This is a genomic window from Burkholderia sp. AU33545, assembly GCF_020419685.1.
Lineage (GTDB): Bacteria > Pseudomonadota > Gammaproteobacteria > Burkholderiales > Burkholderiaceae > Burkholderia > Burkholderia diffusa.
Genome location: NZ_JAIZRQ010000002.1, coordinates 143970 through 163843 on the forward strand (window position 1 = coordinate 143970; position 19874 = coordinate 163843).

Here is a 19874-nt window from a genome sequence, read left to right on the forward strand (position 1 = left end):
ATCGCGCGGCGGGCGGCCGGGGCCGGCTCGTGCGGGACATCGTGCGCAACGCGCACCGTCCACTTACCGGCACGGCGAATGCGCGACGGCCTGCTTCACGCGGATCGGCTGCCCCCGTTCGTCCGCCGAAGGTTGCATGCGCATCGGTACGCCGATTGCCTCCGCTAGCCGTTCCACCGGCTAGCTTCGCGATTCCAGCGCGATACGCACGGCCAGTCCGGCCAGCACGGTCCCCATCAACCAGCGCTGCCCCCGTGCCCAGGCCGGCCGACCGGCAAGGAACCCCGCGATCGAGCCGGCCATGCTCGCGATCAGGGCGTTGACGCTGACGCTGACCGCGATCTGCACGCAACCCAGCGCCAGCGATTGCGCGAGCACGCTGCCGTGCCCCGGCGAAATGAACTGCGGCAGCAGCGACAGGTACATCACCGCGATCTTCGGGTTCGCGAGGTTGGTGACGAATCCCATCGTGAAGAGTCGCACGCCGCTCTCGTGCGGCAGCTGCCGCACCTGAAACGCGGAGCGGCCGCCCGGCTTGAGCGCCTGCCACGCGAGATATGCCAGGTACAGCGCGCCGGCGAAACGCAGCACGTCATACGCGTATGGCACGGTCAGCACCAGCGCGGTAAGGCCGAATGCCGCGCAGAACATGTAGAACACGAACCCCAGCGCGACGCCGCCGAGCGACACCAGCCCCGCGCGGCGGCCCTGGCAGATCGAGCGGGAGATCAGGTAGATCATGTTCGGGCCGGGCGTCAGGACCATGCCGAGCGACACGAGTCCGAAAGCAATCAGGGTGGGCAAGGCCGGCACGGCGGTCTCCTTCGAGGCAGTGAAGTCAGGGCGAGTGACCCACAATGTATTGCATGTCGACGGCTTCCGGCATGAATAAACTGCAAGTTGCCCATGAACGCGCTTCATCCCCTCATCGCGCTGCCGACGCGTTACTTTCCCTGTCTCGCTCGCACCTGAATCGCCTTTCCCGCCTTCGCGCGCTGGGCGTCCACCAGCTTGACGAATGCGTCTGCGACCGCATTGCCGGTCGCGTTCCACGACAGCCGCACGGAACGGCGCAGCCTGGGCGACAGCTCCAGCACCCGGCCGCCGAACCGGGTGTAGGTGAGCGTGATGCGCGGGACGATCGACACGCCCATTCCCGCCTCCGCCATCGACAGGATGGTCCGCATCTCGACCACGTTGAACGCGGCGCGAAGCGACGCACCGTTGCGCGCGAAGTAATCCGCGATGACCGGCCCGCACCCCGCCTTCGAGAAAACGAACGGCATCGCGGACAACAGTTTCGCGGACACGCTCTTGCGGCCGTCGAACATGCCGTCCGCTGCCACCGCGACGAAATCCTCGTCGAGCAGCGGCAGATTGTTCGCGAAGGTCTTCGTGCCGGCGACCACGCCGACGTCGGCGGTGCCGTCGTCGAGCCATCCTTCGACCTCCGCGTCCGTGCCTTCGAGCAGTACCGCCGTCACGCCCTTGTGCGCCGCCTTCAACGCCTCGAGCGCGGGTACGACGAATGCGAGCGAAACGCTCGGCAGCGACGCGACCACCAGCCGCCCTTCGAGCTTGCCGCGCGACAGGCCGAACTGCTGGCGCAGCGTCTGTGCCTCGCGAACCACGTTCTGCACGTACGGCCACAGGCGTTCGCCGGCAGCAGTCAGGACGACCGGCTGGCGGTCGCGCAACAGCAGCTTGACCTCGGTGATGTCCTCCAGTTCGGTCAACGCATGACTGATCGCGGATTGACTGCGACTGAGCCGCTCGGCCGCGGCCGTCAGCGAGCCGAGTTCGACCACGGCCGCCAGGGCCTGCAACTGCGCAAGCGTCATCTCACCTCCTTGTTTCGGTCCATGTATTTTTCACATGATAGAGCCACGTATCATGAAGCGTATTGAAGCGCCCCAACGATATGGGCGCGGCCCCACGACCGCGCCCGATGCCCCGCGTCGCGCTCGGGTAAGATTCAGCTCGAACCGTGTCGAACGCCGGCGCCGTGGCACGCGCGGGCTTGCGCCAGCGCACCGATGCCTCCCTGTCGAATGCCGACGGCGGACGATGCAACGGGCGACCGGTTCGACGCAAAACCAAACAACGGCGTGCGCCATCGCACGCACCGGCAACGGGTGCCGTCGACCGCCCCGCCGCCGCTCATGTCTCGACCTGCTCCCGATGACTCATCTCGATCTGACTGAAGGTGTATTGGTGTCCAGCCTGCACGGGCTCGCGCTGCTCGACCTGATCGGCATCGCCGTCGCACTGCTGCTCGGCGGGATGGTCAAGGGGATCACTGGCATCGGCGTTCCGCTGGTGGCGATGCCGATCCTGAGCCAGTTCCTGCCGATCCGGCATGCGGTGCTGCTGCTGTCGATGCCGATCATCCTCGGCAACATCCCGCAGGCGCTGGAAGGCGGCGAGGTCCTGGCGACCGCACGCAAGATCGCCGCACCGATCGCGGGCACCGTGCTCGGCAACGTCGTCGGCGTCGCGATTCTCCTGTCGCTGAACGCGGGCCACGCACAGGCCGCGTCGGGCGCGCTGCTGATCGTCGCCGCGGCGCTGATGCTGAGCGCGCCGAAGCTGAACCTGCCGGAGGCATGGCAAAAGCCGGTCGGGTTCGCGCTCGGGTTCGGCGCGGCGCTGATGGAGAGCATCGCGTCGGTGCCGGGGCCGCTGCTCGCCACCTACCTGATTTCATCCGGCGCGACCGGCCGCGCGTTCACGAAGCAGATCGCGATCATCCTCGTGGTGTCGATCGTCACACTGATCACGACGTTCAGCGGCGCCGCACACGCGAGCGCCGCCGACCTCGCGATTTCGGCCGCGGCCAGCCTGCCCGCCATCGCCGGCATGTGGCTCGTTCGCCCGCTGCGGGACAAAATGTCACCGCGTGTGTTCCGGATGGTCGTCCTGCTGTTCGTGCTCGTGGCCGCGTCCCAGATGATCTGGAAGTCGGGCGTCTTCCGGCACGCGGCATCGCCCGTCGCGCAGGTCGACAGCCCGCATGCAAACGCGAAATGACGTCGGCCGCCCGCCGGCCCCGTCACGGTCCGCTCCCCCTTCAGCCCCGATCCCCAAGACGCGTTAGACTGTCTCGATGGAACAATGCCGTTATTGCCAGAGAATCCGCGATGAATGGGATTGCCACGGGGACGAATGCCGCCGGGCAATCGCGAAGGCACTGCGCCGGCAGCGCGCGGGCCTGCCGATGGTGCCCGATCGCATCCGCAACGAGCTGCCGTCCGGCGCGCCCACCCAGCAGGTGATCGCGGTCCTGTCGCGCCAGCGCCTGCGGGCGCGCCGCGGCAACGAAGAACGCCGCGAGCGCAAGGAGATCGACGACGCCGACGGCGTCTGATCCGGCAACGCCCCCCGTCCCGTCCCACCTGCCGGCGCCCGCCGCAGGGTGTTCGCCCATGCGCGGCGCCTCGCCGCTCCCGCCCGCCACCGGTTTGCAATTCCCGCGACACGGAACAGGGACGGATCGGATTTCCGCTGGGATTATTATCCCGTTTGCAACGATCTTTAGTCGGAATCCACGTTTACCCTGAATCGGCCGACGCCTACGATGTAATCAATCGCTTACGACATGGTGTCGCCGGCGAACTCAATAAAACATCGGAGGTCATCATGAAATCGCTCGTTTCCGCAGTCGTTGCCGCTGTTGCCCTGTCCGCTTCGTTCGGCGCCTTCGCCCAAAGCACCGTGACCCGCGCGCAAGTGCGCAACGAACTCGTCCAGCTCGAAAACGCCGGCTACAAGCCGAGCCAGTCGAGCCCGCACTACCCGGCCGACATCCAGGCCGCGCAAGCGCGCGTGCAGGCCGCCGACGCCAGCGGCTACGGCGCGCAACCGGCCCCGGTCGTCCAGGGCGGCGCACCGGCAGTCAAGGTGCACAACGCGCGCGACTCGGTCTACTTCGGCCACTAAGCCCGCCGCTGCGCGCATCGCGCGCAGTCAACCCGGATCCGGCGAGCCCGTCCCATGACGGGCTCGTCGCATTTGCGCGGCACGCTGGACCGGCCCGCCGTCAGCGGCCACCGCCCGCCGCTATGCGGGCGCCCGCATCCGCGCCGCCGCCGCCCAGCAGTTCCTGGTAACGCACGCACGCGCACTGCGCGGACGCCTTGGCCGCGTACATCGCCGCGTCGGCCTTGACCAGCAGTTCCTCCGCCGACGCGCCATCGACCGGATATTCGCTGACACCGATGCTCGCGCCCACGGCCAGGTGACGGTCGCCGAACTCCAGCTCCTCGGCCATCACGATCTGGATACGCGACGCGATATCGCCGATCACCGCCGGCGATCGCACGTCCGAAATCAGCACGATGAATTCGTCACCGCCGAGCCGCGCGGCCATGTCACCGCTGCGCAGCACGAGGCTCAGCCGTTTCGCGACCGCGACGAGCGTGCGATCGCCGGCCGCGTGCCCGTGCTGGTCGTTGATCTGCTTGAAGCGGTCGAGATCGACGAACATCACCGCCAGCCCCTCGCGCTCCACGGCCGCATGCCGGATCGCGGCATCGAGATGCTCCATGAACAGCAGGCGGTTCGGCAGGCCGGTCAGCGGATCGTGACCGGCGAGGTGTGTGAGCTCCAGTTGCTTCGCGCGCAGCATCGCGACCTGCGTGCGGATCTCGACGCGCATGCAGTCGAAACAGCGCGCCAGCACGCCGATTTCGTCGGCCCGCGCAACGGGCAATCGTTCGGCGGCCGGATCGTCGAACACGTGGGTCGCCGCGCGCGCGAGCATCTGCAACGGACGCGTGATCGCACGCGCGAACAGGATCGCGAGAATCACCGCTGCCAGGCTCATCAGGAACACCATCCGGATGATCCGTTCACCGAGCATCCCGGCCGGCGCCAGCACGTCCGTGAGCGGACGCGCCATGCCGAGCACGACGAAGCGGTTGCCCTCGTTCTTGCCGAACGGCGTGCGCACGAACGCGAGCATCTCGCCCGGTACTTCGTCGGGCTGCGCGAGACCGTTGAGCGTCACGTTCGTGCGCGTCCCGGCGAACAGCAGCCGCGTGTCGGGAAAGCTGTCCTGCATCAGCACGCGCCGCCCGCGATCGAAGCCGAAGATCTGCGACGGATCGGGGTGCACGAGGAAGTCGCCCCACTCGTTCGCGAGGAACACCACGTAGTCTTGCGGCAGGTCGCGCTCGAGCCGATCGAACATGCGCGACAACTCGACGTCGACGACCAGCGCACCGACGACCACGCCGGCCTGGTCGACGACCGGCGTGCCCACGCGCAGGATCGGCAGCCCTTCGGCCGCATGCGAGCCGGTCTCGTGATTGATCACGATCGGCGACAGGTAGATATGACCGGGTGCCGTCGCAAGCGTGTCGAATACGTAGGAAAACTGCCCTTTCTCCTGGAATGCACTCTCCGGCAGCACGACGATGCCGTGTGCGTCGCGATCGACGCGGATGCGCTCGAGCCCGAAATCGCCGCGCGCGATCAGCCGAACCTGCAGGTACTCGGGGTGGTTCTTCATGAAGCTGAAATACACCTGCTCGAGCCGCGAGCGCGGCGCGCGATCGGTGCCGCCGCCGCCCGCGACGAGCGCCGCCGACGGCAATTGCGCGAGCACGAGCGCATCGTCAGCCACGTCGGACAGCGCGGTCGTGAAGCGCTGTCCGAGCAATTGCGTCGACATCAGCAGGCTGTGCTGTGCTTCCTGCACGAGCATCGTCCGGTTCGCGCGGTAGGTGTAGTAGCCGGTCGTGCCGGACGCGATCACGCCGATGCACGCGAACAGCACCGACAGCTTCGACGTCAGCCCGAGCCTGATCATTTGTCGAACCGCTCCGGCCGATCGCCCGATACGATGCGGCTCCACAGCGACTCGCGCCGCGCGATGTCCTCGACCGGCTGGATCCAGACGAGGTGCTGGTGGCCGGCCTCGAGACCGGGTGGCGGCTCGAGCGTATTCGCGAGCCCCTGGCGTTCGGTCAGCAGCGCGCCGATCGCCGGCTCGAGCATGTAGTTGATCCATGCGAACGCGAGCTCGCGATGCTCCGCGCCGCGCGTGACGCCCCAGCAGTCGAGCCACGCGAGCGCGCCTTCGTTCGGAATCACGTAGCCGACATCCGCACCGGCGCGACGCAGTTGTTCGACCTGCTGCGTGCCGTAGTTGCCGAACATCAGCGCTGCGCGATGCTGGACGAACAGCGCGGTCGCCTCTTCCGGAAACGTGTAATACGTGAGCAGGTTGCGTCGCAGGTCGACCAGCTTGTGCGCGACGGCAAGAGTTTGCGCGGGCGACAGGTGAAACGGGTCGGGATAGCCGAGCGCGAGCGCGGTGAACGAAAAATTATGCTGCGCGCTGTTGAAGTCGAGCACCTTGCCGCGGTAACGCGGATTCCAGAGTTCCAGCATCGAACGTGGCGCGACCGGCACCTGCTTGCGATCGTAGATCAGTCCCATCGACGAATACGTGAATGGAATCGCATAGGTCGCGCCGTTGTGCACGAGCCCGCCGATCGTCGCGAGCTGCCGGAAATTCGGCAGTTGCCGTCGACGGTTGGGGATCTGGGACAGGTCGATGGGTGTGAGCAGGTCGCCGCGCGCATAGCGCTGGATCTCGGCCGTGTTGGCCGCGAGCACGTCATACGGCGGTGGCGACGCGCTGTGCATTCGCGTCCACAACGCTTCGTCGGAATCGACGAACGTCACTTCGACGCGCACATGGAATTGCGTCTCAAATGCATTGACGACATCGTTGTCCGCGTAGCCGGGCCATGCAAGGACGCGCAGTACGTTGTCGTTGACGGTCTCGGGAGAAGCGGCCAAAGCGGGCACGCATGACACGCCCAGCGCCAACAGGACGAGCAATCGACGGACGGCACGAAGCCCACGCTCGCGCGCGCCTATTCCCCTGATCAAAGGGACCCCGTATGAATGGCCCGACTGCATCCGCCGTCCTTTTTCGAGTCGACGCGTGATCGTGCAACAAGACCATAAAAAATATCGCGGCGCAATTGGAACAAGCCGCACGCGAATCGTGTCCGCCTCATGCGGAGGACGACATGCGTGCACCCGTTCGATCGCGTGTCGTCGCGCTCAGACGAATGCGTATGCGAGAACAACGAATGATCAGGAGAAAGTCGTTACGCGTCGTTGGCGCCGGACGCTTCCAGGCGAAAGGGGCGGTGCGACCGGCCGCAACGCGGAGCAGAACGCGGCCTGATGCGGCGCAAGCATCGGCACTGGCATCGCCCCGAAAGCGCGGCCAGCCGCCGCGGCCGTCGCGCTTTCCTTTTCGGGCCGCTCGTCAGACAATGACCCGCCCCGCCGGCGTGGCGCCGCACCGGCCCGCGCGTGGCGCAAGCATGCACCACCCGCACCGATGAAACGCTACGAAACCCTCGCCCACACGATCGCCGACGAAATCCGCCACGGCAACCTCGCGGTCGGCACGCGCCTGCCGTCGCTGCGGCAGATCATCGCGCAACATGGCGTGAGCCAGTCGACGGTGTTTCGCGCGTATTACCTGCTCGAACAGTGGGGGCTGATCCGCGCACGCGAACGCTCCGGCTATTACGTCGCGCCGGGTGCGGGCCCGGCGGCGAACCCGCCCGCGAAACGCCGCGCGAGCCGCGCCGGCGCGACGCGCAAGGTCGACATCAGCGATCTCGTGTTCTCGGTGCTCGACGCCGCGACGCAACCCGGCATCGTGCCGCTCGGCTCCGCCTTCCCGTCGCCGCAGCTGTTTCCGCTGCCGCGCCTCGCGAAATCGCTCGCGCAGGCGACGCGGCTCGTCAGCCCGTGGAGCACGGTCGTCGATCTGCCGCCCGGCAACGAGGCGCTGCGCCAGCAGATCGCGCGCCGCTATCTGGCAACGGGCGTCGCACAGCCCGTCGACGAGATCGTCGTCACGAACGGCGCGCTCGAAGCACTGAACCTGTGCCTGATGGCCGTCACGCGGCCCGGCGACGTCGTCGCGGTCGAATCGCCCGGCTTCTATGCGGCGCTGCAGGCGATCGAGCGACTCGACCTGCGCGCGGTCGAGATTCCCGTCGATCCGCGCACGGGACTCGATCTCGATGCGCTTGCGAACGCGCTCGACCGGCACGACATTCGCGCGTGCTGGTTCATGACCAATTTCCAGAATCCGACGGGTGTCACGTTGTCGCTCGACAAGAAGCGCGCGCTCGTCGAGATGCTTGCCGCGCGCGAGGTGCCGCTGATCGAGGACGACGTGTACGGCGAGCTGCATTTCGGCCCCGACTACCCGCTGCCCGCGCGCGCCTTCGACCGGCACGGCCTCGTGATGCATTGCAGTTCGTTCTCGAAGACGCTCGCGCCCGGCTACCGGATCGGCTGGGCCGCCGCCGGCCGTTTCGCGGAAAAGGTGCAGCGGCTCAAGCTGATGACCACGCTGTCGGCGAGCATTCCCGCGCAGGTCGGCATCGCGAACTATCTGGAGCACGGCGGCTACGATCGTCACCTGAGAAAGCTGCGCGGCGCACTGCAAACGCAGCTCGCCCGCATGGACGACGCGCTGCGGCGCTGGCTGCCGGACGGCGTCGAGTGGGTGCGGCCGGACGGCGGGTATTTCCTGTGGCTGTCGTTTCCCGATGCGATCGATGCGATGGAACTGCACCGCCAGGCGATCGCGCGCGGCATCAGCTTCGCGCCGGGACCGCTGTTCTCGGCCGCGCACGGCTTCGAGCGCTGCGTGCGCGTGAACTTCGGCCATCCGTGGAACCGCGACATCGAACGCGCGATCCGCGTGCTCGGCGAACTGGTCGCCGAGCCGGCCGTACGCAAGGCCGGTTGAGCCCGCACGCAGGCGGCCGCCGCCGTGCAGCCGACGCACGCACGGGTTACAGTGCACCTCTTTTCGCCCCCTCGACCCATCCCATGAGCGCATTGCCGTACCTCGATCACGCCGCGCTGCTGAGGCTCGCCGCCGAAGCCGCTGGCGTCACGCAGCCGTGCACCTGCACGAAGACCCCGCTTGCCGGCTGGACGAGCCTGCCGCTGTCGCTACGGGACACGCAGCTCGTCGAAGTGGCGACGCTCATGCCGCCCGACGACCCCGAGCCGACCTACGACGAATACCATCCGGACCGCACGCGTTACGGGTCCGACGACGCACCGATCGCGCCGCGCCACTTTCCGTACAACCGCTGCAACGTCAGCCGCTGCGTGTCGTGCGGCCGGCTGTATCTGCGCTACCAGGAAGGCGGCGGCTACTTCATCGACCAGCGCATCCGCGCGCTCGATCCGGCGTTGATCGTCGACGCGCAGGTGTGAACCCGACGCGGGCATGCGCAACGCATGCCCGCGCCCCGCGAATCTGCTGTGCCCTTTTCGTTCCGATCTGCTTCTTTTCCCGCCGCCCCGCGTTCCCTACGCTGTCTCCGGTTGCCCGACACCCGTCGCAACGTTCCCTCCCGAGCGGCGCGCGCCCCTGCGCCGCCGCTCCTCTCGCGTATCACGTCATGTACCGATATACCGATTTCGACCGGGCGCTCGTGCTGAGCCGCGCCGCCCAGTTCCGCGACCAGCTCGAACGCTGGCAGCACGGCACGCTGAGCGAGGACGCGTTCCGGCCGTTGCGCCTGCAGAACGGCTGGTACGTGCAGCGCCACGCGCCGATGCTGCGCGTGGCCGTACCGTACGGCGAACTGTCGAGCGCGCAGCTTCGCGTGCTCGCCCGGATCGCACGCGACTACGACGTGCCCGACGACGCCACCTATCGCGCCGCCTGCGACGCGCAGGCGCTGCTCGGCACGCTGCGCCTGCCGACCCGCAACGCGCACTTCACGACCCGCACCAACGTGCAGTTCAACTGGATTCCGCTCGCGAAGGCGGCCGACGTGATGGACCTGCTCGCGACCGTCGACATGCACGGGATCCAGACGAGCGGTAATTGCATCCGCAACATTTCGTGCGACGAGCGCGCGGGCGTCGCGCCCGACGAGATCGCCGATCCGCGGCCATTCGCGGAGGTGATGCGCCAGTGGACGACGCTGCATCCGGAATTCGCGTTCCTGCCGCGCAAGTTCAAGATCGCGATCACCGGCGCGGCCGAGGACCGCGCGGCGACCGACTGGCACGACGTCGGGCTGAAGCTCGTGCGCAACGACGCGGGCGAGCTCGGTTTTCGCGTGAGCGCCGGCGGCGGCATGGGCCGCACACCGCTGATCGCGACACTGCTGCGCGCGTTCCTGCCGTGGCAGCACGTGATGAACTACATCGAGGCGATCGTCCGCGTCTACAACCGCCACGGACGCCGCGACAACAAGTACAAGGCACGCATCAAGATCCTCGTGAAGAGCGAGGGACAGCGCTACATCGACGACGTCGAGGAAGAGTTCCGCCAGATCGTCGAGCACGACGGCGGCCCGCACACGATTCCGCAGGCCGAGTTCGACCGCATCGCGGCATCGTTCGTGCCGCCGCGGCTGAAGCCGCGCACGCTCGACCTCGACGCTGCCGAAGCACGCATGGCCGCCCACGCCAATCGCCATCCGGCCTTCGCGCGCTGGCTCGCGCGCAACGTCGCCGCACACCGCGACCCGGCGCTGCGCATCGTCACCCTGTCCTTCAAGCGCCGCCTGCAGGCGCCCGGCGACGCATCGCCCGAGCAGCTCGACGCGCTGGCCGAACTCGCCGAGCGCTTCTCGGCCGGCGAGGCGCGCGTGACGCACACGCAGAACGTGGTGCTGCCGTGGGTGCATGTCGACGACCTGTTCCTGCTGTGGGAGCACGCGCGCGCGATCGGTCTTGCCAGTGCGAACGTCGGACTCCTGACCGACATGATCGCGTGCCCCGGCGGCGACTTCTGCGCGCTCGCGAACGCGCGCTCGATCCCGATCGCCGACGCGATCGCCGAGCGGTTCCAGGATCTCGACATGCAGCACGACGTTGGCGACATCGACCTGCACATCAGCGGCTGCATCAACTCGTGCGGCCACCATCACAGCGGGCACATCGGCATCCTCGGCGTCGACAAGGACGGCGCGGAGTGGTACCAGGTGACGATCGGCGGCTCGGACGGTTCGAGCGCGAGCGGCCCCGCGCGGCCGGGCAAGGTGATCGGCCCGTCGTTCTCGGCGGACGAGGTCGTCGATGTCGTGGACGCGCTCGTCAACGTGTATCTCGATGCGCGTCTCGATGCCGACGGCCGCAGCGAACGATTCATCGACACGGTGCGCCGCATCGGCACCGAGCCTTTCAAGGCCGCGGCGAACGACGCACGTCACCACGCGGAGCACGCATGAACCCGATCGACGAAACAGTGAACGCGAGCGCGAACGCACGCATCCGGCTGCTGACGCCGGCCGAACACGCCGACGATACGAACGCGCCCGACACGGCGACGCGCACGACCCTGACGATCGGCAACGACGAGGAACTGCCGCCGCTCGCCGAACGAATCGCGCAGGCCGCGCGCATCGACCTGCATTTCCCGTCCTTCACCGACGGCCGCGCGTACAGCCAGGCCTATCTGCTGCGCAAACGCTTCGGCTTCGCCGGCGACTTGCGCGCGACGGGCGACGTGCTGATCGACCAGTTGCTGCTGATGGAGCGCACCGGGTTTTCGAGCGCGGTGCTCGGCGTCGATGCCGATCTGGCCGCCGCGCGCCGGCAGCTCGATCGGTTCCCGGGCTTCTATCAGCGCGATGCGAGAACGGCAGTGCCGCGGCAGGACGCTGCGACGCAGACGGAGCAATGAAAACGGGCGGCCCTCAGGCCGCCCGTCCGATGAACCGCACGCGCCGCGCCCGCCGCGAAGCGGGCGCCGGCGTTCAGCGCGCCGCCACCGGCTTGCCGAACGCGCCGAGGATCTTCCTCTCGAGCGCGATGTAGTCGTGACCGAAGTGGTGGTCGCCCCCCGTCTTGATCACGTCGGCGCCGGTATTCGCGAGCGCCGGACACATCGTGTCCTTCTCTTCCGCGCCGTAGAAGCACTGCACGAGCTGCGGCGGTACCTTCGCGATTTCCGGCGCGACCTTCATCGCCTTGTCGCTCGCCGGCATGCCGAGCCAGCCCGTCACGCGGATCTGGAAATCCGCCGCCGGCGCGAAGCCGAGCAGCGACATCACCGCGACCTTGTCGCGCAGGTCGCCCGGCAGCCGGTTGTACGCGAACGGCATCACGTCCGCGCCGAACGAGTAGCCAACCAGCGCCACACGGTTCGCATGCCAGCGCGCCATGTACGTACGCATCACGCGCGCCAGGTCGCGGCTCACCTGTGCGGGCGGCTTCTCGCTCCAGAAGTAGCGCAGGCTGTCGATGCCGACCACGGACACGCCGTCGCGCTGCAGCGCCTCGGCGATCGTCTTGTCGAGATCGCGCCAGCCGCCGTCGCCGGAGATCACGATCGAGAGGCGATCGCTGCCACCCTTGGCCGGCAGCTCGACGAGCGGCAGGTCCGACACGTCGAGCTCGTCGCTGCTGCTGGTGTCGTGCAGGTGCGACGTGACGAGCGACACGAGTTTCGTGGAGTCGCCGGCCGCGGCCGTTTCGACGAAGCCCGGCATCGCGCGGCGCACGATCGTCGGATCGGGCGGGCACGGCTTGAAGCGCGCATCGAGCTTCGCCGCAGGCGCGACCGACACGACGCCGGCGATGGTGTTCTCCGGCGCCATCGACAGGATCTGCTTCGCGATCGCGCCGCCCTGGCCCACGCCCGCGACGATCGGCGTGTAGTAACGCGCCGATTGCGCGAGGCGTTCGAGCTGGTGGCTGACCGCCTCGGCGTCGCCGTCGAGGTGGTGACAGGTTTCCTGCTTCGCGGCAAGGTTCGCCGCGTAGCGCTCCGAATCCACGCCGACCGTCATCGCCCCCGCTTTCGCGAGTGCGTCGGCCGCCTGCTGGTCGGCGGCGCCCCAGCCGCGTTCACGCGAGAACAGCACGACGAAGCCGCGCAGCGGGCCGCTCGGCTTCGTCACGGTCACGGGGCCGTAACGGCCGCCCGACACGGTTTCCGGTTTCGCCGCCGCCGGCTGCGCCGCGAGCGCGGCGCCGGCCAGCATCATTCCCGCGCAGGCGACTGCCGCCTGCGCGATACCCTTCTTGAACATCATGAACGCCGACCTCCAGCCAGCAGGGACAGATCCGCGAGCGTGACGAACACGCCGACCGAGCCCGAGGCCGCGAGATAGCGCGGCTCCCAGTGCGGCTCGAACTTGCTCTTGAATGCACGCAAGCCACGGAAGTTGTAGAAGCGGCCGCCGAAGCGCCAGACCATCAGCCCGAACCGGTGCCACGGCGACGGCATCTTCGCCGCCCCCATCCCCGAGAACGGCGCGATGCCCAGGCTCAGCTTGCGGAACCCCGCTTCCTTCAGGTGCAGCGCGAGCTGCGTAAACAGATACTCCATCGCATACGGCGACGCTTCCGGCAGATGACGCATCACGCCGACCGTCGCCTCGGTGTTGAGGTCGGTCGTCATGAACGTGACGAACGCGATCGGCTTGTCGGCCTGGCGCACGAGCATCACCGACTGCGTCGCGAGATAGCCGTCGTGGAACGCCGCCACCGAGAAGCTCTTCTCGCGCGCGTCGCGGCTGTCGAGCCAGCCGTCGGAGATGTCGCGCAGCGCCGGCAGCGCGGCCGGCACGTCGCTCGGCGCGATCACCTCGACCGTCAGCGCGTCCTTGTCGCCGCGACGCAGCGCATAGCGCAGGTGCGACCGGTTCGAGCCTTTCAGGTCGAACCGGTCGAGCGCGATGTGCGCTTCCTCGCCGAGCTTCATCAGCGTGAGCCCCGCGTCGAGATACAGCGGCAACGCGTTCGCGCGCACCTGGTAGAACGCCGCACGGCCGCTGTGGGCATGTGCGAGCGCAATGAACTTGCTGATCAGCGCCGGCCATTCCTCGCGCGGCCCGACCGGGTCGTGGAGCGCGGCCCACGTGCGGCCGTTCTTCGCATACATCAGGAACGCCTGGCGGGACTCCGAGAACAGGAACGACTTGTCGCCCATCAGCGCGAGGCCCGCGTCGCTGCATTCCTGCGCGCGGATGATCCGTTCGGCATCCGACAGATCCTGCTCCGCGGGCTTCACGAAACGGCCCGGCGCCGGGCGCAGCAATTGCCACAGCGCGAACAGCGCGACGAACACGCCGGCCGCGAGCGTCGCGCGCAGCGCACGCGGCGCACGCGCGTCGAACGAGAAATGCGACCACAGCTCGCGTGTGTACGGCACGTCGCGGAACGCGAAGAACAGCACCCACACGGCCAGCATCAGCACCATCGCCACCGACACGAACCAGCTCACCGTGAAGCGCTCGGCGAGCAGCGACGAATGCCGGTTGAAACGGCGGCGGCTGACGAGCAGCAGCACCAGCAGAATGCCGAGCACGCCGGCCTCGACGAACGCGAGGCCCTTCGCCAGCGACAGCGCGAGGCTCGCGAGCGTCAGCGCGAACGTCATCCACCATGCGCCGTCGAGGCGGCGCAGCAGCCCGCGCGCGACGAACAGCAGCGCGACGCCCAGCACGCTGCAGATCACCTGCGAGCCTTCGAGCACCCACAGCGGCACGAGGTGGCGCAGGATCGCAATCCGGTGCCAGAACGCGGGCGTCGCGCTCGAGATCACCAGCATCCCGCCGACCGCGAACGTCACGAGGCTCAGGAACAGCGGCGCCAGTTGCGACACGCGCGCGGCCTGCCGCGACACGAGCCGGCGCCGCAGCGCGCGGCCTTCGAAACCGGCCAGCAGGCCGGCCGACAGCACGAGCGGCACGCCGAAATAGATCGCGCGATACGCGATCAGCGCGGCGACCATCGCGTGTGGCGGCACTTCGCGACCGAGCGTGAAGACCATCGCGGCTTCGAACACGCCGATCCCGCCCGGCGTATGACCGATCATCCCGAGCAGCAACGCCGCGGCGTAAACGGTAATGAAGGTCGGGAAACCGACCGGCGCGGCCGGCAGCAGCACCCAAAGCGTCAGGCCGGCCGCGACGACGTCGAGCACCGCATAGACGACCTGCGCGACGAGATCGCGCCGCGCAGGCACATCGAACGACAGCCACTTGAAACGCGTGACGACCGGGCGCGCGGTGTTGCCGCACATCATGACCATCGCGGCCAGCACCACGAGCAGCGCCGCGCCGGTCCACGTCAGCAGGCCGGGCGCGACGTGCAGCATCGCGGCAAGCGCCTCCGGCACGCAGACCATGCCGATCGCCGTCATCCACACCATCGCGAGCGCCAGCGTGCCGCTGGTGAATACCGTCATCCGGCCGATCTGCGCGGGCGTGACGCCCGACACGCCGTACACGCGCGCGCGGACCGCGCCGCCCGTCAGCGCGCCGAAGCCGGTCGCGTTGCCCAGCGCGGAGCCGGCGATCGCGCCGATCCACAGCGCGGCGCGCGGCACCTTCGCGGCGACGTAGCGCAGGCCGACCGCGTCGCGGGCGACGAGCGCGAGATAGCTGAGCGCCGTCGCGGCCAGCGACGCGCCCCACTCGCCGGCGGACATGTGACGCAGCTGGCGGATCACCGACCGGTAGTCGACGGATTCCGACAAGTGCTGGAAGACCACGATCAGCAGCAGGCCGATGCCGAGCGCGAGCAGCGGCGACAGCACACGCTCGTTGCGGATCAACGCCCGGGCACGGGCGATCACCGCCGCGGCGCGGCCGGGCGAACCAGAGTGGCGGGAAGACATAGGTTGTTCAGTGGTGGTGCATAGCGTGTCGCGGCGCAAGACGGCCAGGCGGCGACGTATCTGGTTGTTCTGCGTGGGCGGTCGGCCGACGGAAATCGCGGGCGGCGCCTGGATCAGAACTTACGAGTATACGGAATTTATATTACAGATTCTTTCAGGTTCGCATTGTGCGGATTTGTGGTGCCGCGTGCGTAAACATCGCATCAAAAAAAGTGCGTCCGATCAACGCAAGGTGCGCATCATACCGGGAACCGTCACGGTTTTTTCATCGGATGAATGACTTGTGATGCATTTGGGAAAAAACTGCCGGGCGGCGCCCTTCGGGCGAGGATAAAACCATGAGGCTGGCGGGCTATTCGAGAATGGGGACAGGTCGGCTGGGCGGCTTGTTGCCCCGACTTTGGCAGCACGGCCGATGTCCGGTTTGTGCCGCTCCGTCTCGCAATCGGTGATGACGCGCCGCTCCTGCGCGGCCTTCGTCGCTAAAAACTGCGCCGTCAGTTGGAAACCAAATGTGACACTCGCGGTCGGGAAACCCGACGGCTTGTAGACCGGCGTTCCCATTGGCAGTGCAGATGCGCCGTTGGACGTTACTGTGTCGGTTAGTGAAACGGGGACGTCGAGCGTGAAGTTGTCGATGCGGAAGCACGGGTTTCGGCTGGCAGGGTCGGGAAAGCGGCGCTTTCCGTCACGGACGGACGCACTGCCGGCGCGGACACGGTTCGCTCGCGTTCACGCGCGTGGCTCCTGCTCCCGGGCACGTTGATCGTTGCTGGTCGGCACGGCACCCGACGGGATCGACTGCGCGGATACGCCAGCCGTTGCGAGCATCAAGGAGACTGCAACAAGGTTGGTTCCCCGGATATTCTTCTTCATGTACTCGGCTTTCTCGATTATGCGTAGCGCGTGACGATCCAGACGCCGATCAGAATGACAACTGCGCCGACCACTTGCATCGGCTTCAAGAAGTGCTCGTGCAGCGCCGTGAACGTCAACACCACGAGCATGGAGATCGCCACCATGGTTGGATACGCCGTGCCGAGCGTGGTCTTGCGCAGTGCGGCCGCGTAAAGCACGAAGCCAACCCCGTAAGCGGCAACGGCGGCGCCGCGCACAATCCATGGCAGCACGTTCGATTCGCCGAGAACGATCCCCTTGAGCGCGGCAACTCTCAGCAATACGCCGGCGAGGCCGCCAAACACGCCACTCGCGACAACAAACACCCAGTTCATCGAGCGGCTTCAATCGTCACGACGCCGTCAGGCCGACGATCGGACAGGCCCCGGCTGTCATCGGATGGATCCGGACTGGCAACGAAGATCGCGTTGAAGCGGTTCGCGCCATGCAGCGCAATCAGCACGATCGCGGGAAATACGATCGAGAAGTTTCGCGCTTCGTCCCGGTAGCCGAAAAAGACGAACAGCACCAGCACCGGCAGGAATGCTGCGAAGAAGTAGCGCCGGTAGCGCGCTGGCGTCGCACGCCAGGCGGCCCGAAAGAACACCGCAAGCGGCACGAGCATCAGCGGATTCTCCAGGCTCGGCGTAAAGATGCCTTTGCCGATGAGGTTGTAGAACGACAGATAGGATTTGGGATTCAGCCAGAACTTCAGGTTGTCCCACACGTGATACTCGACGAATCCACCGGCATTCTCGCTGTACCCGCTCATGATGAATTGCCGGGTCGCAACGCAGATTCCGAGTTGCAGTACAAGCCAGCCGATCCGCTTCGACACTGCCACATCCCGCTCGTGCAGAAGAAACAGCGCGAGCGGAACGAGAAAGAACGTTTCCTTGTTCAGCGAGAAAACGGCGGTCATCAGCGTGCAAGCCAGCATGCGCTTCGTCAGCAGGAAATAGCAGGCACCCAGTACGCCGAGCAGTTCGAAGAAATCGTAGTAGTAGCCGCCCTGCTGAAACGTCAGCGGATAGACGAAACTGAACGCAGCCAGAAAGCCGACCGAATGCCCGAAACTCAGACCGTGAAGCCTCGCCAGCTTGTAGATCAGCAACAGCGCAAACAAGGTCGACAACACGATCGCGATGTACGTCATGTGGTAGACGAGCGCCGCGACAGGCGTCCAGTATTCATCCGGCACGCTCGTGAAATAGGCGTTGCGCAGAGAGTCGTGGCGTTTGATCGATTTGAACAACTTGTCCTGTTTCGCAGGGTCGAGTTGCTCGGCGATCCATTTCGCTGCACCAGGAAACGATGAGCGATAGACGTACGGTTTCGGTGCATCGCCGTTCATCATGCCGACCAGGCTGTAGCTGGTTGCGAAGTTGCCTTTCTGGTCGTCGCGGAAACCCCATTTCAGCAGCACGCTGTTGGTGATGTTGCCCGCGCATACGAACAGCAGTACGTACACGATAGCGAAGCGGCAGAATGCTCGCACCCGGTTCTGGTTCTTTTCCGTCATGTCGATTGCGCCACTCATGGAACCGGGAGGAAGTGAGCGGCCAGGACGATCGCCACCATGATGCAAAGCATGCTGAAGGTGCCGCGGTTTTCGAGGATATGAACGATCGGATCGTCGTGCATGGCGCCGCGCACCGTCGTGATCCAGAGCCGTCCGAACAGATAGATCATGCCGATCTGCACGAACCAGAGCAGATGCGGAACCCCATAGCGTGCGGCGGTTTCGGGCGCGTTGATGAAAAGGCCGAACACGACCACTGCGGCAAGCGACGCGCCGATACCGAACGGCCAGAGCACTTCGAGATCGCCCACGCGGTAATCGCGGCCAACCGATGTTCGCTTGTCGCTTTGACGTAGAAGCACCAGTTCGGAGCAGCGCTTCACGAGCGCGAGGCTCAGGAAGGCAAATACTGAGAACGCGAGCAGCCAGCGGCTGACCGTGATTTCCGCGGCGATCGCTCCGGCGACGATCCGGTAGGTGTACAGCAACGAAAGTACGAGGACATCGAGGAGCACGATCGATTTCAGACGCAAGCTATATGCCGTCGTGAGCACCAGATAGAGCGCGAACATGCCGGCGAATGCGGGCGATACTGCGAATGCCAGTGCAAATGCCAGGAGCAGCAGCACGGCTGCGCAGCCAAGACCGCTTGCAATCGACAACGTACCGCTCGCGAACGCGCGGTCGCGCTTGCGGGGGTGTCGACGATCGTTGTCGAGATCCCAGAGATCGTTCCCGATATAGGTGGCAGATGCGCCGAGCGACATCGACAGAAATGCAAGCACCAGCGTGGCAACCTTGTCGGTGTCGAGAAAGGCGAATGCCGTCAGCAGCGGAACGAACAGGAGCAGGTTTTTGAGCCACTGGTGAACGCGCAGTGCCTTGCACCATGTGGAGAAGGTCGCGCGTACATTCGAAAATTCTCGCTCGACCGGCTTGCTGCTTCGGACCGCCGCGGCAATGCCAGGCTCGACGCCGGCAAGAACGACTGCGTTTGCGCCGGCCCAGACCGGCAGATCGGCTTTGCTGTTGCCCGCATAGACGAAATCGTCGCCGATCTTTTGGCGAATGCCGGCGAGCTTGGCGTCGCTCTTCAGGTTTGTGTCGTGACTGGACGCAATGACGAGATCGAACAGGCCGAGATGTGCATCCACACGTTCGGCAATAGAACGATGCGCGGCAGTCGCGAGCACGATCGTGCGACCGCAGTTTCGTTCATTGACGAGATAGTCGACCAATGCTTCGCGATAAGGAAGCGACTCCGCGCGAAAATCGGCATGTTCCGCAACCTTGAATTTGAACGCAGCGCGACCGCCAGCGAGCCAGAAAGGCAAGCGCAACAGGTTTGATGGCTTACGCCTGACGACACGGATTACGGACTCCATCAACGTGTCCGATAGCGTCAGCGTGCCGTCGAGGTCGACGACAAGTGGAAGTTTTCGTGTTTCTCGCATCTGCTCTGATTTTTCGGCGTCGGCGTCGATTATGAGTGAGACTAGATATGGCAGATATTTCAGGAAACAAAAAATTCCTCAAAAATCATGCCCAATACACATTCCCATCCTGCCCCACCCAATCAATTCAGCAGGACATGCCTCATGAAAAAACACCCTCCACCAAGCGCACGCCGGCCTGCATGGCGCTCGCCGGAAACTGATTCGCTCGAGGCAGTTGCCGTCTCTTCGACAGCCAACACCATTCCCCGGAATCTGGAGTACACCAGACGGCAGGTCTTGTAGTTCATCGTTCTTTATTGGACTTCTTTTGAGATCGATGAACGTTAGCAAAGCAATCGCCAGGAAA

Annotated in this window: 18 protein-coding genes and 1 pseudogene; 8 read left to right on the top strand and 11 right to left on the bottom strand. The window is 66.2% G+C overall.

Annotated features, from left to right (window positions below):
• Window positions 1-180: 180 nt before the first annotated feature.
• Both LGM71_RS06530 and LGM71_RS06535 read right to left on the bottom strand, forming a co-directional pair.
• Window positions 181-813, bottom strand: a complete 633-nt coding sequence (locus LGM71_RS06530) for a LysE family translocator (protein ID WP_059600565.1) — start codon at window positions 811-813, stop codon at window positions 181-183.
• A 131-nt stretch (window positions 814-944) separates the two neighbouring features.
• Entirely contained in the window at window positions 945-1841 is an 897-nt protein-coding gene (locus LGM71_RS06535) for a LysR family transcriptional regulator (protein WP_226114325.1), read from the bottom strand.
• Between the two features lie 340 nt (window positions 1842-2181).
• Here LGM71_RS06535 and LGM71_RS06540 point away from each other — a divergent pair, with 340 nt between their 5' ends.
• The 3 genes from LGM71_RS06540 to LGM71_RS06550 all read left to right on the top strand — a co-directional run bounded on the left by LGM71_RS06540 (window position 2182) and on the right by LGM71_RS06550 (window position 3939).
• Window positions 2182-3030 carry a sulfite exporter TauE/SafE family protein gene (locus tag LGM71_RS06540; RefSeq protein ID WP_226114326.1) on the top strand — a complete coding sequence of 283 codons (849 nt, stop codon included), beginning with the start codon at window positions 2182-2184 and terminating at the stop codon, window positions 3028-3030.
• A 76-nt stretch (window positions 3031-3106) separates the two neighbouring features.
• The gene (locus tag LGM71_RS06545; protein WP_006760082.1) at window positions 3107-3367 is read left to right on the top strand and encodes a hypothetical protein; all 261 of its coding nucleotides are present in this window, start codon (window positions 3107-3109) and stop codon (window positions 3365-3367) included.
• A 272-nt stretch (window positions 3368-3639) separates the two neighbouring features.
• Window positions 3640-3939, top strand: a complete 300-nt coding sequence (locus LGM71_RS06550) for a DUF4148 domain-containing protein (protein ID WP_059600568.1) — start codon at window positions 3640-3642, stop codon at window positions 3937-3939.
• Between the two features lie 100 nt (window positions 3940-4039).
• Here the strand turns inward: LGM71_RS06550 and LGM71_RS06555 are convergent, their stop codons facing one another.
• Together LGM71_RS06555 and LGM71_RS06560 are read right to left on the bottom strand one after the other, a co-directional pair.
• Window positions 4040-5812, bottom strand: coding sequence for a diguanylate cyclase domain-containing protein (locus tag LGM71_RS06555; RefSeq protein WP_226114327.1), 1773 nt, complete (start codon window positions 5810-5812; stop codon window positions 4040-4042).
• Window positions 5809-6933, bottom strand: coding sequence for an extracellular solute-binding protein (locus LGM71_RS06560; protein ID WP_174911376.1), 1125 nt, complete (start codon window positions 6931-6933; stop codon window positions 5809-5811). The genes LGM71_RS06555 and LGM71_RS06560 overlap by 4 nt, the downstream gene beginning before the upstream one ends.
• A 433-nt stretch (window positions 6934-7366) precedes the next feature.
• On the opposite strand from LGM71_RS06560, the gene LGM71_RS06565 reads away from it, so the two are divergent.
• From LGM71_RS06565 to LGM71_RS06580, 4 genes are all read left to right on the top strand, one after another.
• Window positions 7367-8800 (top strand): PLP-dependent aminotransferase family protein, encoded by a 1434-nt coding sequence (locus LGM71_RS06565; RefSeq protein ID WP_226114328.1) that lies wholly within the window; start codon window positions 7367-7369, stop codon window positions 8798-8800.
• 83 nt (window positions 8801-8883) lie between these two features.
• Window positions 8884-9279 carry a hypothetical protein gene (locus tag LGM71_RS06570; RefSeq protein ID WP_174911382.1) on the top strand — a complete coding sequence of 132 codons (396 nt, stop codon included), beginning with the start codon at window positions 8884-8886 and terminating at the stop codon, window positions 9277-9279.
• Between the two features lie 188 nt (window positions 9280-9467).
• A complete protein-coding gene (locus LGM71_RS06575) occupies window positions 9468-11252 on the top strand; it encodes a nitrite/sulfite reductase (RefSeq protein ID WP_226114329.1) in 1785 nt (594 codons plus the stop codon).
• Entirely contained in the window at window positions 11249-11707 is a 459-nt protein-coding gene (locus LGM71_RS06580) for a DUF934 domain-containing protein (RefSeq protein WP_226114330.1), read from the top strand. Before LGM71_RS06575 ends, LGM71_RS06580 begins: the two co-directional genes overlap by 4 nt.
• Before the next feature lie 73 nt (window positions 11708-11780).
• Here LGM71_RS06580 and LGM71_RS06585 read toward each other — a convergent pair whose 3' ends face one another.
• The 7 genes and pseudogenes from LGM71_RS06585 to LGM71_RS06615 all read right to left on the bottom strand — a co-directional run bounded on the left by LGM71_RS06585 (window position 11781) and on the right by LGM71_RS06615 (window position 19525).
• Window positions 11781-13061, bottom strand: coding sequence for a virulence factor family protein (locus LGM71_RS06585; protein ID WP_226114331.1), 1281 nt, complete (start codon window positions 13059-13061; stop codon window positions 11781-11783).
• On the bottom strand, window positions 13058-15652 hold the full coding sequence (gene mprF / locus LGM71_RS06590; protein WP_226114332.1) for a bifunctional lysylphosphatidylglycerol flippase/synthetase MprF: 2595 nt from the start codon (window positions 15650-15652) through the stop codon (window positions 13058-13060). The genes LGM71_RS06585 and mprF overlap by 4 nt, the downstream gene beginning before the upstream one ends.
• A gap of 486 nt (window positions 15653-16138) precedes the next feature.
• A pseudogene (locus LGM71_RS33365) lies at window positions 16139-16213 on the bottom strand (peptide transporter); the annotation flags it as partial.
• A 171-nt stretch (window positions 16214-16384) separates the two neighbouring features.
• Window positions 16385-16528: a hypothetical protein gene (locus LGM71_RS06600; protein WP_226114334.1), complete on the bottom strand. Its 144-nt coding sequence runs from the start codon at window positions 16526-16528 to the stop codon at window positions 16385-16387.
• A gap of 17 nt (window positions 16529-16545) precedes the next feature.
• On the bottom strand, window positions 16546-16884 hold the full coding sequence (locus tag LGM71_RS06605; protein WP_226114335.1) for a small multidrug resistance protein: 339 nt from the start codon (window positions 16882-16884) through the stop codon (window positions 16546-16548).
• Window positions 16881-18089: a hypothetical protein gene (locus LGM71_RS06610; protein WP_059600578.1), complete on the bottom strand. Its 1209-nt coding sequence runs from the start codon at window positions 18087-18089 to the stop codon at window positions 16881-16883. Before LGM71_RS06610 ends, LGM71_RS06605 begins: the two co-directional genes overlap by 4 nt.
• Window positions 18086-19525, bottom strand: a complete 1440-nt coding sequence (locus LGM71_RS06615; RefSeq protein WP_226114337.1) for a UbiA family prenyltransferase — start codon at window positions 19523-19525, stop codon at window positions 18086-18088. Before LGM71_RS06615 ends, LGM71_RS06610 begins: the two co-directional genes overlap by 4 nt.
• A gap of 47 nt (window positions 19526-19572) precedes the next feature.
• Between LGM71_RS06615 and LGM71_RS06620 the strand changes: the two genes are divergently transcribed.
• Entirely contained in the window at window positions 19573-19728 is a 156-nt protein-coding gene (locus tag LGM71_RS06620; RefSeq protein WP_226114771.1) for a hypothetical protein, read from the top strand.
• Window positions 19729-19874 lie beyond the last annotated feature (146 nt).